Source organism: Kribbella italica (genome assembly GCF_014205135.1).
Taxonomy (GTDB): Bacteria; Actinomycetota; Actinomycetes; order Propionibacteriales; family Kribbellaceae; genus Kribbella; species Kribbella italica.
Genome location: NZ_JACHMY010000001.1, coordinates 7,624,493 through 7,644,931, shown reverse-complemented (window position 1 = coordinate 7,644,931; position 20,439 = coordinate 7,624,493). Strand labels below are relative to the sequence as shown.

20 protein-coding genes are annotated in these 20,439 nt (G+C 69.3%); 11 read left to right on the top strand and 9 right to left on the bottom strand.

Going from position 1 to position 20,439, the window contains the following annotated elements; genetic code table 11:
• On the bottom strand, positions 1-576 hold the full coding sequence (locus HDA39_RS35690) for a hypothetical protein (RefSeq protein WP_184802825.1): 576 nt from the start codon (positions 574-576) through the stop codon (positions 1-3).
• 139 nt (positions 577-715) lie between these two features.
• Between HDA39_RS35690 and HDA39_RS35685 the strand changes: the two genes are divergently transcribed.
• A complete protein-coding gene (locus HDA39_RS35685; protein WP_184802823.1) occupies positions 716-1,279 on the top strand; it encodes a TetR/AcrR family transcriptional regulator in 564 nt (187 codons plus the stop codon).
• Positions 1,280-1,402: 123 nt separating this feature from the next.
• Here HDA39_RS35685 and HDA39_RS35680 read toward each other — a convergent pair whose 3' ends face one another.
• Positions 1,403-2,425 (bottom strand): substrate-binding domain-containing protein, encoded by a 1,023-nt coding sequence (locus tag HDA39_RS35680; protein ID WP_184802821.1) that lies wholly within the window; start codon positions 2,423-2,425, stop codon positions 1,403-1,405.
• A 225-nt stretch (positions 2,426-2,650) separates the two neighbouring features.
• Between HDA39_RS35680 and HDA39_RS35675 the strand changes: the two genes are divergently transcribed.
• The gene (locus tag HDA39_RS35675) at positions 2,651-3,730 is read left to right on the top strand and encodes an ABC transporter ATP-binding protein (RefSeq protein ID WP_184802819.1); all 1,080 of its coding nucleotides are present in this window, start codon (positions 2,651-2,653) and stop codon (positions 3,728-3,730) included.
• Positions 3,731-3,799: 69 nt separating this feature from the next.
• Here the strand turns inward: HDA39_RS35675 and HDA39_RS35670 are convergent, their stop codons facing one another.
• Both HDA39_RS35670 and HDA39_RS35665 read right to left on the bottom strand, forming a co-directional pair.
• Positions 3,800-4,789 carry an ABC transporter permease subunit gene (locus HDA39_RS35670; RefSeq protein ID WP_184802817.1) on the bottom strand — a complete coding sequence of 330 codons (990 nt, stop codon included), beginning with the start codon at positions 4,787-4,789 and terminating at the stop codon, positions 3,800-3,802.
• A complete protein-coding gene (locus tag HDA39_RS35665) occupies positions 4,786-5,739 on the bottom strand; it encodes an ABC transporter ATP-binding protein (protein WP_184802815.1) in 954 nt (317 codons plus the stop codon). Before HDA39_RS35665 ends, HDA39_RS35670 begins: the two co-directional genes overlap by 4 nt.
• 229 nt (positions 5,740-5,968) lie before the next feature.
• On the opposite strand from HDA39_RS35665, the gene HDA39_RS35660 reads away from it, so the two are divergent.
• The 5 genes from HDA39_RS35660 to HDA39_RS35640 are packed head-to-tail and all read left to right on the top strand — an operon-like array spanning position 5,969 to position 10,279.
• Positions 5,969-6,289 carry a metal-sensitive transcriptional regulator gene (locus tag HDA39_RS35660; RefSeq protein WP_238356227.1) on the top strand — a complete coding sequence of 107 codons (321 nt, stop codon included), beginning with the start codon at positions 5,969-5,971 and terminating at the stop codon, positions 6,287-6,289.
• Positions 6,290-6,342: 53 nt separating this feature from the next.
• Entirely contained in the window at positions 6,343-6,567 is a 225-nt protein-coding gene (locus HDA39_RS35655) for a heavy-metal-associated domain-containing protein (protein ID WP_184802813.1), read from the top strand.
• On the top strand, positions 6,564-7,577 hold the full coding sequence (locus HDA39_RS35650) for a hypothetical protein (RefSeq protein ID WP_184802812.1): 1,014 nt from the start codon (positions 6,564-6,566) through the stop codon (positions 7,575-7,577). The genes HDA39_RS35655 and HDA39_RS35650 overlap by 4 nt, the downstream gene beginning before the upstream one ends.
• A 13-nt stretch (positions 7,578-7,590) precedes the next feature.
• Entirely contained in the window at positions 7,591-9,825 is a 2,235-nt protein-coding gene (locus tag HDA39_RS35645) for a heavy metal translocating P-type ATPase (RefSeq protein WP_184802810.1), read from the top strand.
• A 1-nt stretch (position 9,826) separates the two neighbouring features.
• Complete coding sequence (locus HDA39_RS35640) at positions 9,827-10,279, top strand: DUF4396 domain-containing protein (protein WP_184802808.1); 453 nt, start codon at positions 9,827-9,829, stop codon at positions 10,277-10,279.
• 37 nt (positions 10,280-10,316) lie between these two features.
• Here the strand turns inward: HDA39_RS35640 and HDA39_RS35635 are convergent, their stop codons facing one another.
• The 5 genes from HDA39_RS35635 to HDA39_RS35615 form a co-directional block, all read right to left on the bottom strand.
• Positions 10,317-11,861: a glycoside hydrolase family 13 protein gene (locus tag HDA39_RS35635; protein WP_184802806.1), complete on the bottom strand. Its 1,545-nt coding sequence runs from the start codon at positions 11,859-11,861 to the stop codon at positions 10,317-10,319.
• Between the two features lie 29 nt (positions 11,862-11,890).
• Positions 11,891-12,859, bottom strand: coding sequence for a carbohydrate ABC transporter permease (locus HDA39_RS35630; RefSeq protein WP_184802805.1), 969 nt, complete (start codon positions 12,857-12,859; stop codon positions 11,891-11,893).
• The gene (locus tag HDA39_RS35625) at positions 12,856-13,785 is read right to left on the bottom strand and encodes a carbohydrate ABC transporter permease (protein WP_184802803.1); all 930 of its coding nucleotides are present in this window, start codon (positions 13,783-13,785) and stop codon (positions 12,856-12,858) included. The genes HDA39_RS35630 and HDA39_RS35625 overlap by 4 nt, the downstream gene beginning before the upstream one ends.
• Positions 13,785-15,164, bottom strand: a complete 1,380-nt coding sequence (locus HDA39_RS35620) for an ABC transporter substrate-binding protein (RefSeq protein ID WP_184802801.1) — start codon at positions 15,162-15,164, stop codon at positions 13,785-13,787. The genes HDA39_RS35625 and HDA39_RS35620 overlap by 1 nt, the downstream gene beginning before the upstream one ends.
• Before the next feature lie 159 nt (positions 15,165-15,323).
• Positions 15,324-16,331 carry a LacI family DNA-binding transcriptional regulator gene (locus HDA39_RS35615; protein WP_184802800.1) on the bottom strand — a complete coding sequence of 336 codons (1,008 nt, stop codon included), beginning with the start codon at positions 16,329-16,331 and terminating at the stop codon, positions 15,324-15,326.
• Between the two features lie 126 nt (positions 16,332-16,457).
• Between HDA39_RS35615 and HDA39_RS35610 the strand changes: the two genes are divergently transcribed.
• The 4 genes from HDA39_RS35610 to HDA39_RS35595 are packed head-to-tail and all read left to right on the top strand — an operon-like array spanning position 16,458 to position 20,436.
• Positions 16,458-17,681: a DUF4032 domain-containing protein gene (locus HDA39_RS35610; RefSeq protein ID WP_184802798.1), complete on the top strand. Its 1,224-nt coding sequence runs from the start codon at positions 16,458-16,460 to the stop codon at positions 17,679-17,681.
• 51 nt (positions 17,682-17,732) lie between these two features.
• On the top strand, positions 17,733-18,230 hold the full coding sequence (locus tag HDA39_RS35605) for a SigE family RNA polymerase sigma factor (RefSeq protein ID WP_184802796.1): 498 nt from the start codon (positions 17,733-17,735) through the stop codon (positions 18,228-18,230).
• Entirely contained in the window at positions 18,227-19,336 is a 1,110-nt protein-coding gene (locus HDA39_RS35600) for a hypothetical protein (RefSeq protein WP_184802794.1), read from the top strand. The genes HDA39_RS35605 and HDA39_RS35600 overlap by 4 nt, the downstream gene beginning before the upstream one ends.
• Positions 19,333-20,436 (top strand): hypothetical protein, encoded by a 1,104-nt coding sequence (locus tag HDA39_RS35595; protein ID WP_184802792.1) that lies wholly within the window; start codon positions 19,333-19,335, stop codon positions 20,434-20,436. Before HDA39_RS35600 ends, HDA39_RS35595 begins: the two co-directional genes overlap by 4 nt.
• Positions 20,437-20,439: the final 3 nt, after the last annotated feature.

Genomic DNA, 20,439 nt, shown 5'->3' with positions numbered 1-20,439 from the left:
TCAGACCGCCTTCGCGGCGAGCCGGTGCAGCCGGATCGCGGAGATCAGGAAGAAGACGCCACCCAGGATCGCGTAGCCGGCGACCGTGGTCAGCGAGGGGTTCGCGCCGCCCGCCATCAGGACGAAACTGCTGCCGGCCAGGACGGAGATGCCGCCGCTGAGGATCATCGGCCACTGGCCGCCCAGCCGGTAGCGCAGGAGCGCGACGATCAGCTGGACGATCCCGGCGGTGACGGCCCAGACGCCCCACACCCGGAGCACGCTCGGGATGCCGGACGTGGCGGCGATCCCCAGCCCGATCGCGGTGAGCAGGCTCAGGGCCATGTTGATGTAGAGCGGCGTCCGCGTCCGGCCGGCGCCCGAGGAGCGAACGTCGACCACCGCGGCGGCGACGTCGAACAGGGGGTAGAGCACCAGCAGGACGGCCACGCCCGGATTGATCGTCGAGGCGACCGCCATCACGAGGACGGCCCAGACCACCGCGAATCCGAAGCGGACGAAGTACAGGGTGCGCAGGGTCGGGGTGTGGCCGGCCGCCGTGCGGTCGGCCGCGACGGCTTCGGACGAACTGGACATCGAAATCACTCTCTCGGAAGGAAGCTCTGTAGATAGAACGATCGGTCTACCTGAGCGTGCGGCACAGCACTCGGTCTTGTCAAGACCGATCGTTCTGTCTGCTAACCTCGGGAGGACCAGCGCGGAAGAGGAGAGACGAATGTCGGAAGCACGGACGCGGCTGCTCAGCACGGCCTCCGGGCTGTTCTACGCCGACGGCCTGCACGCGGTCGGCATCGACCGGGTGATCGCCGAGGCCCAGGTGACGCGCGCCACGCTCTACCGGCACTTCCCGGGCAAGGACGACCTGATCGTCGCCTACCTCACCCAGGCCGACGACGCGATCCGGGCCCGGACGAAAGCCGCGCGGACCGAGCACCCGGACCCGGACGAGGCCATCCGGGCGGTCGCCGGGTCGATCGCCGACGACATCCAGCGCCCCGGCTTCCGCGGCTGCGCGTTCCTCAACGCCGCCGCCGAGTACCCCGACCCCGCGCACCCGGTGCACCGAGCGGTCCTCGAGCACCGCCAGTGGTTCCTGACCGCCGTCACCGAGCTCTTCACCGCCACCGGCAAACCCGACCCCGAGCCCGCCGCCCGGCACTTCGTGATGCTGCGCGACGGCGCGATGACCGCCGGCTGCCTCTCCGACCCGAAGCCGATCCGCGAAACCTTCCTCCGCGGAGTAGAAGGCCTCCTCACCTACCGCAGCCGCCCCGAGTAATAAAGGTCGGGGCGCACCAGCGCAAGCACGATCCCGGGCAGGCCGGCCCCGGTGCGGCGACGGCCGGTCCAGCCGCCCGCCGCGATCAGGACGCCGATGCCGATGCCGTCGCGCCCGACCCTCTTATCCGCGGACCGGGCCCGTGCTGTTGCGGACTACCAGTTCGGGGCGGAAGAGGAACTCCGTCCGTGGTGTCGCGTGGCCCCGGACCTCGTCGAGGAGGGACTGGACGGCGGCCAGGGCCATGGCCTGGACGGGTTGGCGGACCGTGGTCATGGGGGGATCGGTGAACTCCATCATCGGGGCGTCGTCGTAGCCGACGACCGACAGGTCGCCGGGGACCGTGAGGCCTCGTTGGCGGGCGGCGCGGATGACGCCGAGGGCCATCATGTCGGAGCCGCAGATGACCGCGGTGGCGCCGTGGTCGAGGAGGCGCTGGGCCGCGGCCTGGCCGCCTTCCACGCCGAAGACGCTGAGCTCGACCAGGTCGTTGATCTCGTCGTCGGACAAGCCGACCTGGGCCTTGAGCGCGGTCCGGAAGCCCGCGAGTTTGCGCTGGACGACGATGAAGCGTTCGGGGCCCGAGGTGAAGCCGATCCGGCGGTGGCCGAGGGCTACCAGGTGCGAGACGGCCAGTTCGGTCGCGGCGTACTCGTCGGAGGAGATGAAGGGCGCGCCCACGCCGGGCAGCCAGCCGTTGACGAAGACGACGGGGAGGTTGCGGTCGACCAGGGCCTGGTACCTGGCGTGGTCGGCGCCGGTGTCGGCGTGCAGGCCGGAGACGAACATGATCCCGGAGACGCCGCGTTCGAGCAGCATCTCGACGTACTCGTCCTCACTCGCGCCGGACGGCGACTGGGTGCACAGGACCGGCGTGAAGCCGCGCTGCGACAGGGCCGACTCGATCACCTGGGCGAAGGCCGGGAAGATCGGGTTGATCAGTTCCGGCATCACCAGGCCGATCAGGCCGGCCGAGCGGCGGCGCAGCCGGGTCGGGCGTTCGAAGCCCAGGACGTCCAGCGCGGTCAGCACCGACTGCCTGGTCTCCTCGGCCACTCCGGGTTTGCCGTTCAGGACCCGGGACACCGTGGCCTCGCTGACCCCCGCCTTGGCCGCGATGTCCGCCAGCCTCGCTCTGCTGCTCACGACCGGTCACCCTACCCAGCCGGGCTGCACCTTGCAGCAAGAACCTGCAAGATCTTGCAGACTCGGACTGCGCAGACCTGTCCAGAAGGTGAACAAAGCACACACCTCTTCCGGCGTAAACCTTGTCAGGAGCAGCCGGGCAGGTGAGGATGGGCGCACCCCCGCCCGGGGGCCTTTACTACGGATCGTCCGGCACGTTCCTGCCGGTGAAGGGATTGAACAGTCATGGCCACTGTGTCTTTCAAGGCGGCGACCCGGGTCTACCCCGGTTCTGACAAGCCCGCTGTCGACAAGCTCAACCTCGAGATCGAGGACGGCGAGTTCATGGTCCTCGTCGGCCCGTCCGGTTGTGGTAAGTCCACCTCGCTGCGGATGCTCGCCGGCCTCGAAGAGGTCAACGAGGGCTCCATCTACATCGGCGACCGCGACGTCACGCACCGTCCGCCGAAAGAGCGCGACATCGCGATGGTGTTCCAGAACTACGCGCTCTACCCGCACATGTCGGTCGCCGACAACATGGGCTTCGCGCTGAAGATGCAGGGTGTCTCCAAGGAGGACCGTGCCAAGCGCGTGATGGAGGCCGCCAAGCTGCTCGGCCTCGAGGAGTACCTGGACCGCAAGCCGAAGGCCCTGTCCGGTGGTCAGCGCCAGCGCGTCGCCATGGGTCGCGCCATCGTGCGGAACCCGCAGGTCTTCCTGATGGACGAGCCGCTGTCGAACCTCGACGCCAAGCTGCGGGTGCAGACCCGTACGCAGATCGCCGAGCTCCAGCAGCGTCTCGGTGTCACGACCGTCTACGTGACCCACGACCAGGTCGAGGCCATGACGATGGGCGACCGGGTCGCCGTGCTGAAGGACGGTCTGCTCCAGCAGGTCGACACCCCGCTGAACCTGTACGACAACCCGAAGAACCTGTTCGTGGCCGGCTTCATCGGCTCCCCCGCGATGAACCTGCTGACCGGCGACCTGGTCGAGGGCGGCGTCAAGCTGGGCGACTACACCGTCCCGGTCGAGCGCAACATCCTGGCCAAGGCCGGCAACGACAAGACGGTCTCGATCGGCGTCCGCCCGGAGGCCTTCAAGGTCGCCGACAACGGCCTGCCGGTGAAGGTCGCCGTGATCGAGGAGCTCGGCGCTGACGCGTTCCTCTACGGCACCGCCGAGCACGACGGCAACCACCAGCAGATCGTGGCCAAGATCGGCGCCCGGATGAACGTCGAGAAGGGCTCGCTGATCCACCTGGAGGCGCAGACCGACAAGCTGCACCTGTTCTCGGCCTCGACCGAGGAGCGCCTGACGGCCTGACCGTCTCGCACCAGCACGACGCCGGCCCCGAGTGGATTCCACTCGGGGCCGGCGTTCGTCGTACGGCGATCAGGTCACATCGCGCCGGTTGAACACCAGCGCGCCGAGCGCGATCAGCACGACCGCACCGATGCCCAGGTACCAGGCGCCGTGCTCGAAGCTGAGCGTCTTCTCGACCGACTCGCAGGTGTAGGAGCCGTCGCCCATCGTCTTGCACTTCTGGACGTAGTACGTCGTACCGTGCAGCACCCAGGCGTCGAAGTTCAGCCGGGCCAGCCAGGGCTGTGCGGAGGCGAGCACGCTGCCGAAGATGCCTTCCACCAGGACCGCGTACCCCATGATCACGCCGATCGCGGCCGCCGTGTGCCGCAGCAGCAGTGCCAGTACGCCGCCGAGTGCGCCGGCCACGCCCGCGAGCACCACGGTCCGGCCCGACGTCTCGAGCAGGTTGCCCCACACCTTGCCGGTGGTGCCGGTCGTGACGCCCATCTGGGAGACGATCAGGTACGTCCCGGCCAGCAGCAGGGCCAGTGTCACCACCGCGACCGGCACCATGCCGACCGCGACCGCGACGAGTTTGCTGCCGTAGACGCGCATCCGCCGTGGCTCGAAGGTCAGCCAGTTGCCGATCGAGCCGCTGCTGAACTCCGCACCGATGAAGCTCGCGCCGATCAGGAACGCGGCGAACGCCAGCAGGTACGACGACCCCTGCAGCAGGCTCGGCATCAGGTCGGTGAAGACCGTCTGCGGCTTGCCCCAGTCCTCGAGCCTGGGCTCGGTGTAGGTGCACATCTCCTCGATCGAGGGCTTCGGGTCCGGCGTATCGGCGTAACTGGCGCGGCACTCCTTGTCGTACTTGTCGTGGTTCTTCACCCAGTCCGCGTGCGCCTGCTCGAACTGGACCTTCACGTTCTGCTGCTCCGCGGCCGACAGCGGGCGGGAGTTCCACCAGGTGGCGGCCAGCATCAGCACCGTGACGCCGAGCACCGCGACCACGCCGAGCATCACCAGGCGGCGCGCGACCAGCCGCCGCAGCTCGACTCCCGTCAGCCGGATCACAGCTTGCCTCCCGTGGTCGTCTCGTCGGCGGCCAGCCCCTCGTCGGCCGTCAGCTCCAGGAACACCGACTCCAGGTCCGCCCGGACCGGGATCAGCTCCGCGACGTACAGCTCGCGCTGGGCCAGCCGGCGGGTGATGTCGGCCGGGTCCTCGGCGCCGTCCACGAAGAGATAGTTGCCCTCGGCCCGAACCGTCAGCCCGCCTTGGGTCAGTACGGCGGTCGCCGCCTCCTGGTTGCCGATCGCGAGTTTCACGGTCGACTTGCCGGTGCCACCGATCACCTCGGCCACCGGGCCCGAGGCGAGCAGCCGGCCGTGGCCGATGATCGAGACCGTGTCGGCGACCTGCTCGACCTCGGCCAGGATGTGGCTGCTGACCAGGACGGTGCGGCCCTGCTCACCGAGCGCCCGCATCGTCTCGCGGATCTCCCGGATGCCGGCCGGGTCGAGCCCGTTGGTCGGCTCGTCGAAGATCAGCAGGTCCGGCTCCTTGAGCAGCGTCGCCGCGATCGCGAGCCGCTGCTTCATGCCGAGCGAGTAGGTCTTGAACCGGTCCTTGCCGCGCTCGCCGAGCGAGGTCTCGTCGAGCACCTCACCGACCCGGCCGCGCGGCGCGCCGATCGCGTCGGCGAGCAGCTCCAGGTTCTTGCGGCCGGTGAAGGCCGGGAAGAACTTCGGCGACTCGACGATCGCGCCGACCCGGGAGACCACCTCGGGCAGGTGCTCGGGGACCGGGCGGCCGAACAGCGCCATCGCGCCGGCGTCGGCCCGGATCAGCCCGAGCAGCATCCGGATCGAGGTGGTCTTGCCCGACCCGTTCGGCCCGAGGAACCCGTGCACGCCACCGACGGGCACGTCCAGATCGAGCCCCTGGACCGCGACCACCCGCTTGCCCCGCCGGGTCCGGTACGTCTTCCGCAGGCCCCGCGTACTGATCGCCAGGTCCGTCATGCCACCCCTTCTCGTTGTCCCCAGGCCGTTGCTCACAGCCCGCAGTGGACCGCATCCCTAACGCGATGAGACGCACAGACTGCCAGTTTGGTTGGTTCACCGGGTGGGGCCGGTGAACCAAATTACCCCCACGGGGTATTCTCCAGGGGTTGCGCTTGATACCCCAAGGGGGTAACTTCTAGGCATCGACATACCCCCCAGGGGTAGCAGTGAGGGAAAGAGGGCCACGATGACCGACCAGCCGACCGAGACACCTGATTCCGGGCACGTGCACGGCTACACCAGCGAGAAGTCGAGCCACCTGAAGCGGCTGCGGCGGATCGAGGGCCAGGTCCGTGGCCTGCAGCGGATGGTCGAGGAGGACAAGTACTGCATCGACATCCTGACCCAGGTCTCGGCGGCGACGAAGGCGCTCCAGTCGTTCTCGCTGGAGCTGCTCGACGAGCACCTCTCGCACTGCGTGGTCGAGGCCGCCCAGCGCGGCGGCGCGGAGGCGGAGGAGAAGGTCCGCGAGGCCTCCGACGCGATCGCCCGCCTTGTTCGTAGCTGAAACACCCAGCCTCGTAGCTGAAACACACCCAGAAAATCCGAAGGAGAACCGATATGACCACCACCACGTACGCCGTGTCCGGGATGACCTGCGGGCACTGCACCTCCGCGGTGACCGAGGAGCTCAGCAAGCTGCCGGGCGTGCAGAACGTCAGCATCGACCTGAACGCGGGCGGCACCTCCGCCGTGCAGGTGACGAGTGAGTCCGCGCTGGACGAGGGCGCCGTCCGCGAGGCCGTCGACGAGGCGGGCTACGAGCTGACCGGCGCGACGGCATGAGCCGGGCTGTCGCGCTCCGGCTCGGCGCGTTCGCCGGCGTGCTCGTGCTGGCCTTCGCCGGTGCTTTCGCGATCGGTTCCGCGGTCGACCCGATCGCGGCAGCCGACACCTTGGAGCCCGCCCCGGCCGGTGACGGCATGGGCGGGATGGACGGCATGGCCGATCCGGCCGGCGAGCAGGGCGGTCACGGTGAGGGACACGGCGACGCGAGCGCTCAGCCGCCCGGGCTCGCGGTGTCCCAAGCCGGCTACACGCTGGTCCCCGCGACCACGTTCTTCCAGCCCGGGCAGAAGACCCCGCTGCGCTTCACGATCACCGGTCCGGACGGCAAGCCGGTCACGAAGTACACGAAGACGCACGAGAAGGACCTGCACCTGATCGTCGTACGCCGGGACCTGTCCGGCTTCCACCACGTGCACCCGACGATGGATGCCGCGGGCAACTGGTCGATCCCGTTCAGCTTCACCGCGGGCGGCACCTGGCGCCTGTACGCCGACTTCCAGCCGGCCGGGCACGACCAGACCCTCACCCTCGGCACGGACGTGAACGTGTCCGGTCTCTACATCCCGGTCCCGCTGAGCAAGCCCGCGAGCGTCTTCAGCATCCACGGGTACGACGTGACGCTGGCCGGGAAACCCCAGGCGGGCAAGGAGTCCGAGCTGACCTTCGCGATCAGCAAGGGCGGCAAGCCGGTCACCGATCTGCAGCCGTACCTCGGGGCCTTCGGCCACCTGGTCTCACTGCGCAGCGGCGATCTCGCGTACCTGCACAACCACCCGGCGGAGCACGCCGAGCCGGGCACGAAGGGCGGGCCGCAGATCACCTTCGGCACCACCTTCCCGACCGCCGGCACGTACTCGCTGTTCCTCGACTTCCAGCACGCCGGCACGGTCCACACCGCGGAGTTCACCGTGACGGTGGACGCCGACGGCACCACGATCGTCCCGCCGACGACGCTGCCGAGCAGCAGCACGACCCCCGGCCACGACACCACTCCGCACGGCCACTGAGAGGAGGCATCTCATGACAACCCCGGAAACCGGGCAGTCCGTCGAACTCATCATCGGTGGCATGACGTGCGCCTCCTGCGCCGCCCGGGTCGAGAAGAAGCTGAACCGGATGGACGGCGTCACCGCGACGGTGAACTACTCCACCGAGAAGGCCAAGGTGACGTACGCCGACGGCATCAGCACCGACGACCTGGTCGCCACCGTCGAGGCCACCGGCTACAGCGCGGCGCTTCCCGCGCCCGCGGGTGGAGAGGCCTCCGAGGAGGAGATCGACGAGCTGAAGCCCCTGCGGGAACGGCTCTACGCCAGCATCGCGCTCGCCGTACCGGTGATTGCCCTGGGCATGATTCCGGCGCTGCAGTTCGACTTCTGGCAGTGGGCGTCGCTGACGCTGGCCGCGCCGGTGGTGACGTGGGCGGCCTGGCCGTTCCACAAGGCCGCCTGGACGAACCTGAAGCACGGCGCCGCGACGATGGACACGCTGATCTCGCTGGGGGTGCTCAGCTCGTTCCTGTGGTCGCTGTACGCGCTGTTCCTCGGCGGAGCCGGCGAGCCCGGGATGAAGATGCCGTTCACGCTGATCCCCTCGCGGGGTGGCGGCGCCGAGGAGATCTACCTCGAGGTCGCGGCCGGTGTGACGACGTTCATCCTGGCCGGGCGGTACTTCGAGGGCCGCGCCAAGCGGCGCTCGGGTGCTGCGCTGAAGGCGCTGATGGAGCTCGGCGCGAAGGACGTCGCCGTACTGCGGGACGGCGTCGAGCACCGGATTCCGGCTGATCAGCTGGTGGTCGGCGACGAGTTCGTCGTCCGGCCGGGTGAGAAGGTCGCAACCGACGGGGTGATCGTCACCGGGAGCAGCGCGGTCGACGCGTCGATGCTGACCGGCGAGTCCGTCCCGGTCGAGGTCGGCGAGGGCGACGCGGTCGTCGGCGCGACCGTGAACGCCGGCGGGCGGCTCGTTGTACGGGCTACTCGGGTCGGTTCGGACACGCAGCTGGCGCAGATGGCGCGGCTGGTCGAGGACGCGCAGAACGGCAAGGCGGCCGTGCAGCGGCTGGCCGACCGGATCTCGGGGATCTTCGTGCCGATCGTGATCGGGCTGGCCCTGCTGACGCTGGGGTTCTGGCTCGGGAACGGGTCGGCGGTCGAGGTGGCGTTCACCGCGGCGGTCGCCGTCCTGATCATCGCGTGCCCGTGTGCGCTCGGGCTGGCGACGCCCACCGCGTTGATGGTCGGGACCGGCCGGGGCGCACAGCTCGGGATCCTGATCAAGGGTCCGGAGGTGCTGGAGTCGACGCAGCGCATCGACACCGTCGTACTGGACAAGACCGGGACGGTGACGACCGGGCGGATGGATCTGGTCGACGTGCTCCTGGCCGAGGGCGAGCAGCGGGCCGACGTCCTGCGGCTGGCGGGGGCGCTCGAGCACTCGAGCGAGCACCCGATCGCGCAGGCCGTTGCCCGGGGCGCCTTCGACGAGCTGGGCAAGTTGCCGTCGGTCGAGGACTTCGGGAACGTCGAAGGCCTTGGTGTGCAAGGGATCGTGGACGGACACGCCGTACTGGTGGGTCGGACGCGACTGCTCGAGGAGTGGAGTCAGTACCTGCCGGCGGATCTCGCGCACGCCAAGGAGCACGCCGAGGCCGAGGGCAGTACGGCGGTCGCGGTCGGGTGGGACGGCAAGGCGCGCGCCGTACTGGTGGTCGCCGACACCGTGAAGCCGAGCTCGGCGGAGGCGATCAAGCAGCTGCGGGCGCTGGGGCTGAAGCCGGTGCTGCTGACCGGTGACAACGAGGCGGTCGCCCGCAAGGTCGCCGCCGAGGTCGGGATCGACGAGGTGATCGCCGAGGTGCTGCCGGCCGACAAGGTCGCCGCGGTCAAGCGGCTGCAGGGTGAGGGCCGGGTCGTCGCGATGGTCGGCGACGGCGTGAACGACGCGGCGGCGCTGGCCCAGGCCGACCTCGGACTGAGCATGGGCACCGGGACCGACGTGGCGATCGAGGCGAGCGACCTGACGCTGGTCCGCGGCGACCTGCGCTCGGCGGCGGACGCGATCCGGCTGGCCCGGCGGACCCTGGGCACGATCAAGGGCAACCTGTTCTGGGCCTTCGCCTACAACGTCGCGGCGATCCCGCTGGCCGCGGCCGGCCTGCTGAACCCGATGCTCGCCGGCGCGGCGATGGCGTTCAGCTCGGTCTTCGTCGTCACCAACAGCCTGCGGCTGCGGCGCTTCACCACGGAGAACTGAGATGGACGCCCACGGCGGCCGGACGCTCACCCAGCAAGCGATCTCGGCCACCCTGCACTGCCTCACCGGCTGCGCGATCGGCGAGATCCTCGGCATGGTGATCGGTACGGCGCTCGGCTGGCACAACCTGGCGACCGTCGTCCTGTCGATCGCCCTGGCCTTCTTCTTCGGCTACTCGCTGACGATCCGCCCGGTCCTCAAGGCGGGTCTCACGTTCCAGCAGGCCCTGAAGGTCGCCCTCGCCGCCGACACGCTGAGCATCCTCACGATGGAGATCGTCGACAACGGCATCATCCTCGCCGTCCCCGGCGCGATGGACGCCGGCCTGGCCTCGTTCCTCTTCTGGGCCAGCCTGGCCGCGGCCCTGGCCATCGCCTTCGTCCTCACCGTCCCCGTCAACCGCTGGCTCATCAGCCGAGGCCGAGGCCACGCGGTGATGCACGCGTACCACTAGCGGGAAGGGGGGCGCGGGCAGGCGCCCCCCTTCCGTACTAGCGGACCCAGGCCGTCGTGTCGGACGGGAGGCGGCCTTCGTCCAGTGGGGAGCTGGTCAGCAGGATCTGTCCGGCGGGGAGGTCGATGGGGTCGGGGGTGAGGTTGACGATGCAGGTGAGGGTTGAGTCGCGGGTGAAGGTGAGGACGCCGGGGGCGGAGTCGAGCCAGGTGAGGACGCCGTCGCCAAGTTCGGTACGGCGGATGCGCAGGCCGTCGCGGTAGAGGGCGAGCATCGAGTTCTGGTCGGCTTGCTGGGACTCGACGGTGAGGTTCTTCCAGTCGGCGGGTTGCGGTAGCCACGGCGTACCGGCGCCGAAGCCGAACGGGGGTTCCTTGCCGGACCACGGGATCGGGACGCGGCAGCCGTCGCGGCCGCGGTCGGTGCCGTGGGAGCGGGCGAAGATCGGGTCCTGGAGCAAGGCGTCGGGGAGGTCCTCGACCTCGGGCAGGCCGAGTTCTTCGCCCTGGTAGACGTACAGGCCACCGGGCAACGCCATCGCCAGCAGGGCGGCGGCGCGGGCGCGGCGTTCGCCGAGGACGAGGTCGGTGGGCATGCCGTGCTTGCGGTCCTGGTGCGAGAACGACGTGTCCGGGCGGCCGTACTTCGTGACCGGGCGGGTGACGTCGTGGTTCGACAGCACCCAGGTCGGCGGTGCGCCGATCGGGACGTGCGTGGTCAGCGTCAGGTCGATCGAGGCCCGCAGCTCGTCGGCGTCCCACGGGCGGGACAGGAAGTCGAAGTTGAACGCGGTCTGCATCTCGTCCTGGCGCAGGTAGAGCGCGAACCGTTCCTGGTCCGGCATCCACATCTCGCCGACCAGGAAGCGACCCTCGTACGCGTCCGTGATCGCCCGCCAGCCGCGGTACACCTCGTGCACCTCGTCGTGGTCGGTGTAGGACTCCTCGACGTTGTCCAGATCCTTGAACAGGACGGCGGCGCTGTCGATCCGGATGCCGTCGACGCCGCGGTCCAGCCAGAACCGCAGGATGGCGTGGAACTCCTCGACCACCTCCGGGTTGCGCCAGTTGAAGTCCGGCTGCTCGGGCGCGAACAGGTGCAGGTACCACTCCCCGTCCGGCACCTGCGTCCACGCCGGGCCGGCGAAGATCGACTGCCAGTCGTTCGGCGGCAGACCGCCGTCGCGACCGGCGCGGAACAGGAACCGCTCACGCTCTGGAGACCCGGGACCGGCCGCCAGTGCCTCGACGAACCAGTCCTGCTGGTCCGAGCCGTGGTTCGGCACGATGTCGATGATGGTTCTGATACCGAGCGCGTGGGCCTCCTCGATGTACGCCTCGGCCTCGGCCAGGGTGCCGAAGCTGGGCTCGATCGCGCGGTAGTCGGCGACGTCGTACCCGCCGTCGGCCATCGGGGACGGGTACCAGGGGTTCAGCCAGATCGCGTCGACCCCGAGGTCGGCCAGGTAGGGCAGCTTCGCCCGCAGACCGGCCAGGTCGCCGATCCCGTCACCGTTGCCGTCGGCAAAGCTCCGCAGGTACACCTGGTAGATCGCGGCTCCGCGCCACCATGTTTCCGACATGCTTCTCCTTAGGGGTGTGGGTGGGGGCGTCAGCCCTTGAGGCTGCCGGCGGTCAGACCCGCCATGATGCTGCGCTGGAACACGAAGAAGACCAGGATCGTCGGCAGCGACGCGATCACCAGCGAGGCGATCAGCACGTTCTGCGGCATCTGCGCCGACAGCGACGCGATCCCGACGCTGATCGACATCTTGTCGGTCTCCGGCAGCACCAGCAGCGGCCAGACGAAGTCCTTCCAGACCGTGACGACCGACAGGATCGACACCACCCCGAGGATCGGCCGGGACACCGGCAGCACGATCGACCACAGGATCCGCACCGGCGACGCGCCGTCGATCTCGGCCGCCTCCAGCAGCTCGCGCGGGATCGAGTCGAAGAACCGCTTGAGCAGGAAGATGAAGAAGCCGTTCGCTGCCGCGGGCAACCAGATCGCCCACGGGGTGTTCAGCAGGTTGAAGCCGAACAGCGGCACGTCCTTGGCGACCAGGTACGTCGGCAGCAGCAGCACCATCGGCGGGATCATCAGCGTCGCCAGCATCAGGCCGAGGATCAGCTTGCCGAAGAACGGCCGCAGCTTGGACAGCGCGTACGCCGCGGTGACGTCGACCAGCAGTGTGAACAGCCACGCGCCGCCGGCGTACAGGGCGGTGTTACGCAGGAAGACGCCGAGCTGGAGCTGCTCCCAGGCTTCCTTGTAGACCCCGAAGTCGTAGTCCTTGGGGAAGAAGCTCGGCGGGATCTGGGCCAGCTCGTCCGGTGACTTCAGCGCGCCGGTCACCATCCAGTACAGCGGGAAGACGAAGGCGATGGTGAAGCCGACCACCACGACGACCAGGACGGTCCAGTAGACCAGCTTGCCGTGCCAGGTCCGCAGCGACAGCGGCGAGACCAGCGTGCGGGTCTCGTACGCCTTGCCCTTGCGCCGCTTCTTCCGCGCGGGCGGGACCGGTTCGGGAGTAGTTGCCGGGAGCACCGGTTGGGGTTGCAACGTGGTTGTCATCGGCCACCTTCGTTGTCACGCGAGACGCGCAGGTAGAACGCGGAGAAGACGAGCAGCACGACCATCAGCATCAGGCCGAGCGCACCACCGCCGCCGAAGTCGCCGAAGTTGAAGGCGTACTGGTACATCAGGTAGGCCACCGTGACGGTCGCGTTCTCCGGGCCACCGCCGGTCAGCAGGTACGGCTCGATGAAGACCTGCATGGTCGCGACGATCTGGAGCAGCAGCATCACCAGCAGGATCAGCTTGGTCTGCGGCACGGTGACGTGCCAGACCCGGCGGAACAGGCCGGCGCCGTCCAGCTCGGCGGACTCGTACAGGTCGCCGGGGATGGACTGCAGCGCGGCCAGGTAGATCAACGTGCCGGTGCCGAGGTTCATCCAGGTCGAGACGATCACCAGCGAGATCAGCGCCGTACTGGTCGAGTCCAGCCACGCCAGCGGCGGGATGTGGAAGACGTCGAGGACCTGGTTGAACAGGCCCGCGCCCGGGTCGTAGAACCACTTGAACAGCAGCACCCCGACCGCCGGGGGCAGCATCACCGGCAGGTAGACGACGAACCGCAGGTACGCCTTGGCGTGCCGCAGCTCGTTCAGTACGACGGCCAGCACGAACGGGATGACGTACCCGACCACCAGCGCCAGTCCGCTGAACGCCGCGGTGTTCAGCCAGGCGGACCGGAACGCCGGGTCGGCGAACACGGTCCGGAAGTTCTCCAGGCCGACCCACTGCGGCGGGTCGACGAAGTTGGTCTGCTGAAAGCTCAGCACGATCTCCCGGATCATCGGGTACCAGGAGAAGAAGGCGAAACAGATCAGCGCCCCGCACAGGAACCCGTACGCCGTGAGGTTCCGGCCGACCGCGCGGCGCGCCGCTCCCTGGTTCGGGGAGCGGCGCACCAGCGGTTTGGCGGTGACAGTGGCCATCAGGTGTTCTTGGCGAGGATCTTGTTCGCCTTGCCCTCGGCGTCCGAGAGCAGCTTGTCGATGTCGGCGTCCTTGCGGGTCAGGACCGCGGACATGGCCACGTCGAGTACGGCGTACAGCTCCTGCGCCTTCGGCGGCTCGAGCTTGTTGGTGATGCTGCCCTGCACCGACACGTACGGCGTGAAGTGGTCCACCGGCACGGTCGCGAACTTCTTGCGCAGCGCGACGATCTCCTTGCCGGGGGCGGTGTCGCCGTACAGGTCCGGGATCGGCAGTCCGACCGGGCGGCCCTGGGCCTTGGCGCGCTCGTAGTTGAACTGGCCCTGACCAGGAGTGAGTTCGTGGAACTCGAGCCAGAGCAGGCCGGCCTTGATCTTCTCCGGCGTCGCCTTCGGGTTGAACATGTAGCCGTCGCCGCCGGACAGCGACGCCTTGCCCTCGGACTCCGGGACGGCGGTCACGCCGTAGTCCTCGAACTTGCCCTGGAAGTCGTTGTTGACCGACTGCACGACGTCCGGCGCGCCGATCATCATGCCGAGCTTGCCCGAGCCCATCATGCGCATCAGGTCCTCCCACTGCAGCAGCTGCTTGCTGCCCATGGAGTTGTCGTTCCAGCGCATCTGCTTGAGGTTCTCCAGCACGGCCTTGCCCTCGGCGCTGTTGAACGCCGCGGACTTGCCGTCCTCGCTGACCATCGAGCCGCCGCGGGCGTACAGCGACGCCGCGAAGTGCCAGCCGCCGGTGTTGCCGGCGGAGTACTCGCCGAAGCCGGTGTAGCCGGCGCCGAGCCCGGCGATCTTCTTGGCCGCCTCCTGCACCTCGGCCCAGGTCTTCGGCGGCGCGTCGGGGTTCAGCCCGGCCTGGGTGAACAGCTTGCGGTTGTAGACCAGGCCCATGTTGTAGTTGTTGCGCGGGACGCCGTACGTCTTGTCGCCGTCGTTGAAGACGCCCTTGACGTCCGGGCGGACGTCGTTCAGCGCCTTCACGCTGCCGACGTACTCGCTGATGTCGGCGGCTTGCTTGGCCTTGATGATCTTCTGGACGTCGGTGTAGTAGACGTAGAAGACGTCCTCCTGGGTACCGCCGGCCAGCTTCGCCTGGAAGGTGTCGGGGTTGATACAGGGGAAGGCGTCCTTGCTCTGGACGGTGATGTTCGGGTGCGCGGCCTGGAACGCCGCGACGTCCTCGTCCCAGCCGGCCCGCTCCTTCGGGTTGCTCTTCGGCGGCTGGCAACCGACGGTGATGGTCACCTTCTGGTCGGCGCCGCCGCTGCCCTGCGCGGCCGGTTCGTCGTCCCCCGATCCGCAGGACGCGGCCGTCAGCCCCAGTCCCGCGACGAGCAACAGGCCGAGTGCCCTGCGGTGGCTCGTTGTCCTCATCGATCTGCCCTTCCCTCGATACTGCCGATGTGGTCCGTACCGTAGGCAAGACGACCGGATGTGCGCAATACTTCGATCGAATGTTGCAAGAAAGAAACTACTGAGGACAAAAAGAGGTGGAGCGGGCCGAAGCCCACTCCACCTCTGGTCGTGCTGACGTCAGACGGGGATCGGTGCCGTTCTGAGGCGCGCGGTCGACGCCCGGACCACGAGCTCGGGCTCGAAGAGCAGCTCGTCGGCCGGTACGGCGGCGCGCTCGATCAGCGCGACCAGCATGTCGACGGCGGCCCGGCCCATCGCGTCGATCGGCTGCCGGACCGTGGTCAGCGGCGGGTCGGTGCAGTTCATCATCGCGGAGTCGTCGTACCCGATCACCGAGACGTCGTCCGGCACGGCCAGGCCGGCCCGGCGCACCGCGCGGATCGCGCCGAGCGCGAGGATGTCACTGGCGCAGACGATGCCGGTGACGCCCTGCTTGACCAGCCGGGTCGCGGCCGCGTGCCCGCCCTCGAGCGAGAACATCGTGTGCTCGACCAGCGCCGGATCCGCCTCGGGCGACCCCATGAACGCCTCCAGCTTGCGCCGCGACGGGATGTGGTCGCGCGGGCCGAGGACCAGGCCGATCTTCTGGTGCCCGAGCGCGCGCAGGTGCCCGATCGCCATCTCGGCGGCGACGAAGTCGTCGGACGAGACCTGCGGGAAGCCCAAATGGTCGACGGCCGCGTTGACCAGGACCGTCGGCAGTTTGCGCTCCTGGATCAGCTCGTAGTGGGCGTGCGGCGCGTCGGCCTGGGCGTAGAAACCGCCGGCGAAGACGACGCCGGACACCTGCTGCTGGAGCAGCAGGTCGACGTAGTCCGCCTCGGACACGCCGCCGACCGTCCGGGTGCAGAGCAAGGAGGTGAAACCTTGCTGCGCCAGCGCGCCACCGACCACCTCGGCGAACGCCGGGAAGATCGGGTTCTGCAACTCCGGCAGCACCAGGCCGACCAGTCGTGCGCGGTCGCCGCGCAGCTGGGTCGGCCGCTCGTACCCGAGTACGTCGAGCGCGGTGAGCACCGCTTCCCGGGTCGCCTCGGAGACGCCGGGCTTGCCGTTCAGCACCCGGCTCACGGTCGCCTCACTGACGCCGACCTTCTTCGCCACCTCAGCAAGTCGTCGAGTCATGACGCAAACTCTACGCCACATTTCGCAAGTACTTGCGTTCACTTGCGTTCAGGTTGTGACAGATCTTCGTCTCGGGCCCGCGGCCGTCACAGGCTTCCGCCGCAGGAAACTGCCACACTGGTCCCCGTGCCTCGTTTCGTCGCCACCCGTCCGGACACCGGTCTGCTCTCACTGCCCTGGGACGTCCCGCTGGAGGACTGGCCCGAGGACCAGCTGGTCGCGCTCCCCCGCGGTATCTCGCGGCACGTGGTCCGCTTCGTCCGGGTGAACGGGAGCGTCTACGCGATCAAGGAGGTGATGGAGCACCTCGCCATGCACGAGTACCGCCTGCTGCGCGACCTCGAGCGGCTGGACTCCCCCTCGGTCGAACCGGTCGGCGTGATCACCGACCGGCTGGACCAGAACGGCGAACCGCTCGACTCGATCCTGGTCACCCGGCACCTGCAGTTCTCCCTGCCGTACCGGGCGCTGTTCTCCAGCACGCTCCGGCCCGACACCGTGAACCGGCTGATCGACGCCCTGGTCGCGCTGATCGTCCGGCTGCACCTGCTCGGCTTCTTCTGGGGCGACTGCTCGCTGTCGAACACGCTGTTCCGCCGCGACGCGGGCGCCTTCGCGGCGTACCTGGTCGACGCCGAGACCGGCGAGCTGCACCAGGACATCTCCGACGGGCAGCGCGCGCACGACCTCTACACCGCCGAGATCAACCTGTTCGGCGAGTTCCTCGACCTGCAGGAAGGCGGTCTGCTCGACGACGCCATCGACCCGATGGAGACCGTCCAGTCGATCAACGACCGGTACGACGCGCTGTGGGCCGAGCTGACCGCGCCGGAGGAGTTCGCCACCGACGAGATCCACCGGCTGGACTCCCGGATCCGGCGGCTGAACGAGCTCGGCTTCGACGTCGCCGAGATCGACATCATCACCGACTGGGACGGCAGCCAGGTCCGGATCCAGCCGAAGGTCGTCGACGCCGGGCACCACTCCCGCCGGCTGCTGCGGCTGACCGGCCTGGACGTCGAGGAGAACCAGGCCCGCCGGCTGCTCAACGACCTCGACTCGTACGCCGCCTCGACCGACCAGCAGAACGAGGACGAGGAGATCGTCGCGCACGAGTGGCTGACCGACGTCTTCGAGCCGGTGGTCCGCTCGGTCCCGCGCGACCTGAAGCGCAAGCTGGAGCCCGCCGAGGTCTTCCACGAGGTGCTCGAGCACCGCTGGTTCCTGTCCGAGCAGGCCGGCCACGAGGTCGACACGATGGAGGCCGCCCGCTCGTACGTCGCCAACGTCCTGGCCGCCAAGCCGGACGAGAAGCTGGCGCTGCCGACGGCGCCGCCTGATTCGGAGTAGATGCAACGTCTGGCCGTCCCGCGGCGTGGTTAGGACGTGGGAGGGGACCAGATGACAGACGATCCACCGGACTTCGACACCTGGGTGTCGCACCGGGGCGCCGGGTTGCTGCGCTTCGCCTACCTGATCACCCGCGACCGCGGGCGGGCCGAGGAGGCGGTGCAGGACGCGCTGATCGCGGCGTACCCGCGCTGGTCGCGGATCGGCGCGGACCCTGACGCCTACGTCCGGCGCTGCATCGTCAACGCCGACATCTCGCGCTGGCGGCGCTTCTTCCGGCGCGAGACGCCGGTCGACGACCCCTCGGCGCTGGCGGTGGTCGTCGGCGCCGACCACGCGACGTCGTACGCCGACGCCGACGCGGTCTGGCGGCTCTGCGCCTCCTTGCCGACCCGGCAGCGCGCGGCCGTCGTCCTGCGCTACTACGAAGGCCTACCGGACGCCGACATCGCCGAGATCCTCGGCTGTACGGCGGCCACGGTCCGCTCCCAGATCCATCGCGCCCTGTCGTCCCTGCGCGCAACCCTGAAGGAGGTCGAGCAGCTGTGAACTCCTCGACTGACCCCTGCGACGTGATCGCCCGCGCCCTGACGACGTACGCGGACCACGCCCCGACCGGCGAGACCCTGCTCGCCGACGTCCGCCACCGGCTCCGCCGTCGTCACCGCGCCCGCGCCGCCGGCACCGGCGTCCTGGCCTGTACGGCGGTCGCCGCGTCGATGACCGGTGTGGGGGTGCTGCGCGACGGGCCGGTTCCGGTTGCGAAGCCGACCGTCCCGTCCTCCGCGCCTTCCGACGGAGCGGTGTTCAGGTCCGCCGACGGCTGGCACTGGGAGTCCTACGACACCGTGCAGGTGCAGGTCCCGGACAGCTGGACGGACACCTTCTACAGCCACCTGTGGACCTGTCCGCCGATCACCTACGCGCATCCGTCGTACGCCGTGCCGAAGACGGCGCAGGTCGGCCGACCGGTGCGCAGCGCCGTGACGCTGCAGGACTGCGGGCCGGTCCCTGCGCCGGCCGGCCGAGTCCCTCACCTGTGGTTCGGCGAGGTCGGCCGGTCCCCCGGCGTGTACCGCTACGACCACGGCTGGCTCGAGGAGGTCCGCGTCGTCGACGGCGTGCATTTGAGTGCCTTCGGCAACGATCACGCGCTGCTGCGGCGCATTCTGGACTCGGCGCGGGCGATCGACGGCAAGGATGCCTACGGTTGTTCACCGACGGCGCCGGGCGTGGTGACCGATGGGCTGCGACCGGCCGGACCCGGGCTGGACGGGATCGGCGAGGTCGAGTCGGTGCGGATCTGCGGGTACAGCATCGACGGTCTGCCACAGGACGCCGAGCTGCTCGCTGGTGCGGCGATCTCCGGCCGGGCTGCTCGGCAACTCGTCGGCGGTCTTCGGGCCGCACCGGCCGGGAGCGGCCCGAACGACTCCGACAACTGTGGGACGCCGTTCCGTGACGACCTGCTGGTCACCGTGCGCGGCAGCACCGGCGAGCAGGAGGTGTCGGTCCGCTACAACTCCTGCAACCACAACGGCATCGACGACGGCGTCACCACTCGGCAGCTGACCCGGGAGGCCCTGCTGCCCCTGGTCAGAACCCTCTACTCGCCGCAACTGCGCCCGATGATCCTGGAGAGGCTGCCCCGATGAACGATCCGGCCGAGACCCTGGTCACCGAGAGCCTCGAGGCGCACGCCGCCTCGGCGCCGTCCGACGCGGCTCTGCTCGGCACGGTCCACCGACGGTTGCGCCGTCGCCGCCGGGCGCGGTCGACGGGCGCCGTCGTACTGGTTTGTGCCGCGGTTGCCGTCGCGGGAGTCGGCCTTCGCACACTGGTCCACCCGGCCGATCCCGGCCCGGGCCCGACTGCGTCGATCGCCCAGCCCCCACCGGGCTGGCACTGGGAGTCGTACGCCGACGTCGAGGTCCAGGTCCCCGACACCTGGGCCGAGATCGGCGCCGGTCCGCTGTCGACGTGCCCGGACCAGAAACCTCCGGTGCAGGGCTGGGTCGGGCGACCGACCATGCTGACGACCTTCCTCTCGGCCTGTGGAAACCTGCCCCCGGCCTCGGAACGAGTGCCGTACCTGCTCTTCGACTTCAACGCCACGGCTGGGGTGACTCAGTACGACGCCGGCTGGACCAAGGAGGTCCGGAGGGTCGGAGTCATGGGGTTGACCGCCTTCGGTGCCGACGACGCGGTCCGGGCCCGGGTGCTCGACTCGGCCCGAAAGATCGACGGGGCCGACAGCAACGGCTGCGCTCCGACCCACCGGGCAGCGACCGACGCCGTCGTCCGACCGGCCGGACCAGGGCTGACCGCGATCGGAGCCGTCGAGTCGATCCGGATCTGTGCGTACCGGACTCAGCAGCTGGCCTCGGTACCGCCGCTGCTGGCCAGTGCCGGACTGACCGGCGACCAGGCCCGTACGGTCGGCGCCGCTCTTCGTGATGCGCCGATGCTGCCCAACGTCATGACCTCCAGCAAGGACCAGGCAGCCAAGCGACCGTTGTCGAGCACGCACAGCAGCAAGTGCCTCACCACCTCGGACAACGAGATCCTCGTGGTCCAGCTCCACGGCGACCGCGGTGACCAGGAGGTCGTCGTACGGCTCGCTTCGTGCGGACCGCTCGACACCGACGATGGCCGGCGGGTCCGGTCCCTGACCAAGGCCTCCGTCGGCCCCCTGCTCGACGCCGTCGGACGCCCCGAAGACCGCAGCCCGTTGCTCGAGAGGCTGCTGAAATGAGGG

Coding starts and splice junctions, on each gene's coding strand:
- HDA39_RS35690 (WP_184802825.1), bottom strand. CDS start 576: ATGTCCAGTTCGTCCGAAGCCGTCGCGGCCGACCGCACGGCGGCCGGC.
- HDA39_RS35685 (WP_184802823.1), top strand. CDS start 716: ATGTCGGAAGCACGGACGCGGCTGCTCAGCACGGCCTCCGGGCTGTTC.
- HDA39_RS35675 (WP_184802819.1), top strand. CDS start 2,651: ATGGCCACTGTGTCTTTCAAGGCGGCGACCCGGGTCTACCCCGGTTCT.
- HDA39_RS35665 (WP_184802815.1), bottom strand. CDS start 5,739: ATGACGGACCTGGCGATCAGTACGCGGGGCCTGCGGAAGACGTACCGG.
- HDA39_RS35660 (WP_238356227.1), top strand. CDS start 5,969: ATGACCGACCAGCCGACCGAGACACCTGATTCCGGGCACGTGCACGGC.
- HDA39_RS35655 (WP_184802813.1), top strand. CDS start 6,343: ATGACCACCACCACGTACGCCGTGTCCGGGATGACCTGCGGGCACTGC.
- HDA39_RS35650 (WP_184802812.1), top strand. CDS start 6,564: ATGAGCCGGGCTGTCGCGCTCCGGCTCGGCGCGTTCGCCGGCGTGCTC.
- HDA39_RS35645 (WP_184802810.1), top strand. CDS start 7,591: ATGACAACCCCGGAAACCGGGCAGTCCGTCGAACTCATCATCGGTGGC.
- HDA39_RS35640 (WP_184802808.1), top strand. CDS start 9,827: ATGGACGCCCACGGCGGCCGGACGCTCACCCAGCAAGCGATCTCGGCC.
- HDA39_RS35635 (WP_184802806.1), bottom strand. CDS start 11,861: ATGTCGGAAACATGGTGGCGCGGAGCCGCGATCTACCAGGTGTACCTG.
- HDA39_RS35630 (WP_184802805.1), bottom strand. CDS start 12,859: ATGACAACCACGTTGCAACCCCAACCGGTGCTCCCGGCAACTACTCCC.
- HDA39_RS35625 (WP_184802803.1), bottom strand. CDS start 13,785: ATGGCCACTGTCACCGCCAAACCGCTGGTGCGCCGCTCCCCGAACCAG.
- HDA39_RS35620 (WP_184802801.1), bottom strand. CDS start 15,164: ATGAGGACAACGAGCCACCGCAGGGCACTCGGCCTGTTGCTCGTCGCG.
- HDA39_RS35615 (WP_184802800.1), bottom strand. CDS start 16,331: ATGACTCGACGACTTGCTGAGGTGGCGAAGAAGGTCGGCGTCAGTGAG.
- HDA39_RS35605 (WP_184802796.1), top strand. CDS start 17,733: ATGACAGACGATCCACCGGACTTCGACACCTGGGTGTCGCACCGGGGC.
- HDA39_RS35595 (WP_184802792.1), top strand. CDS start 19,333: ATGAACGATCCGGCCGAGACCCTGGTCACCGAGAGCCTCGAGGCGCAC.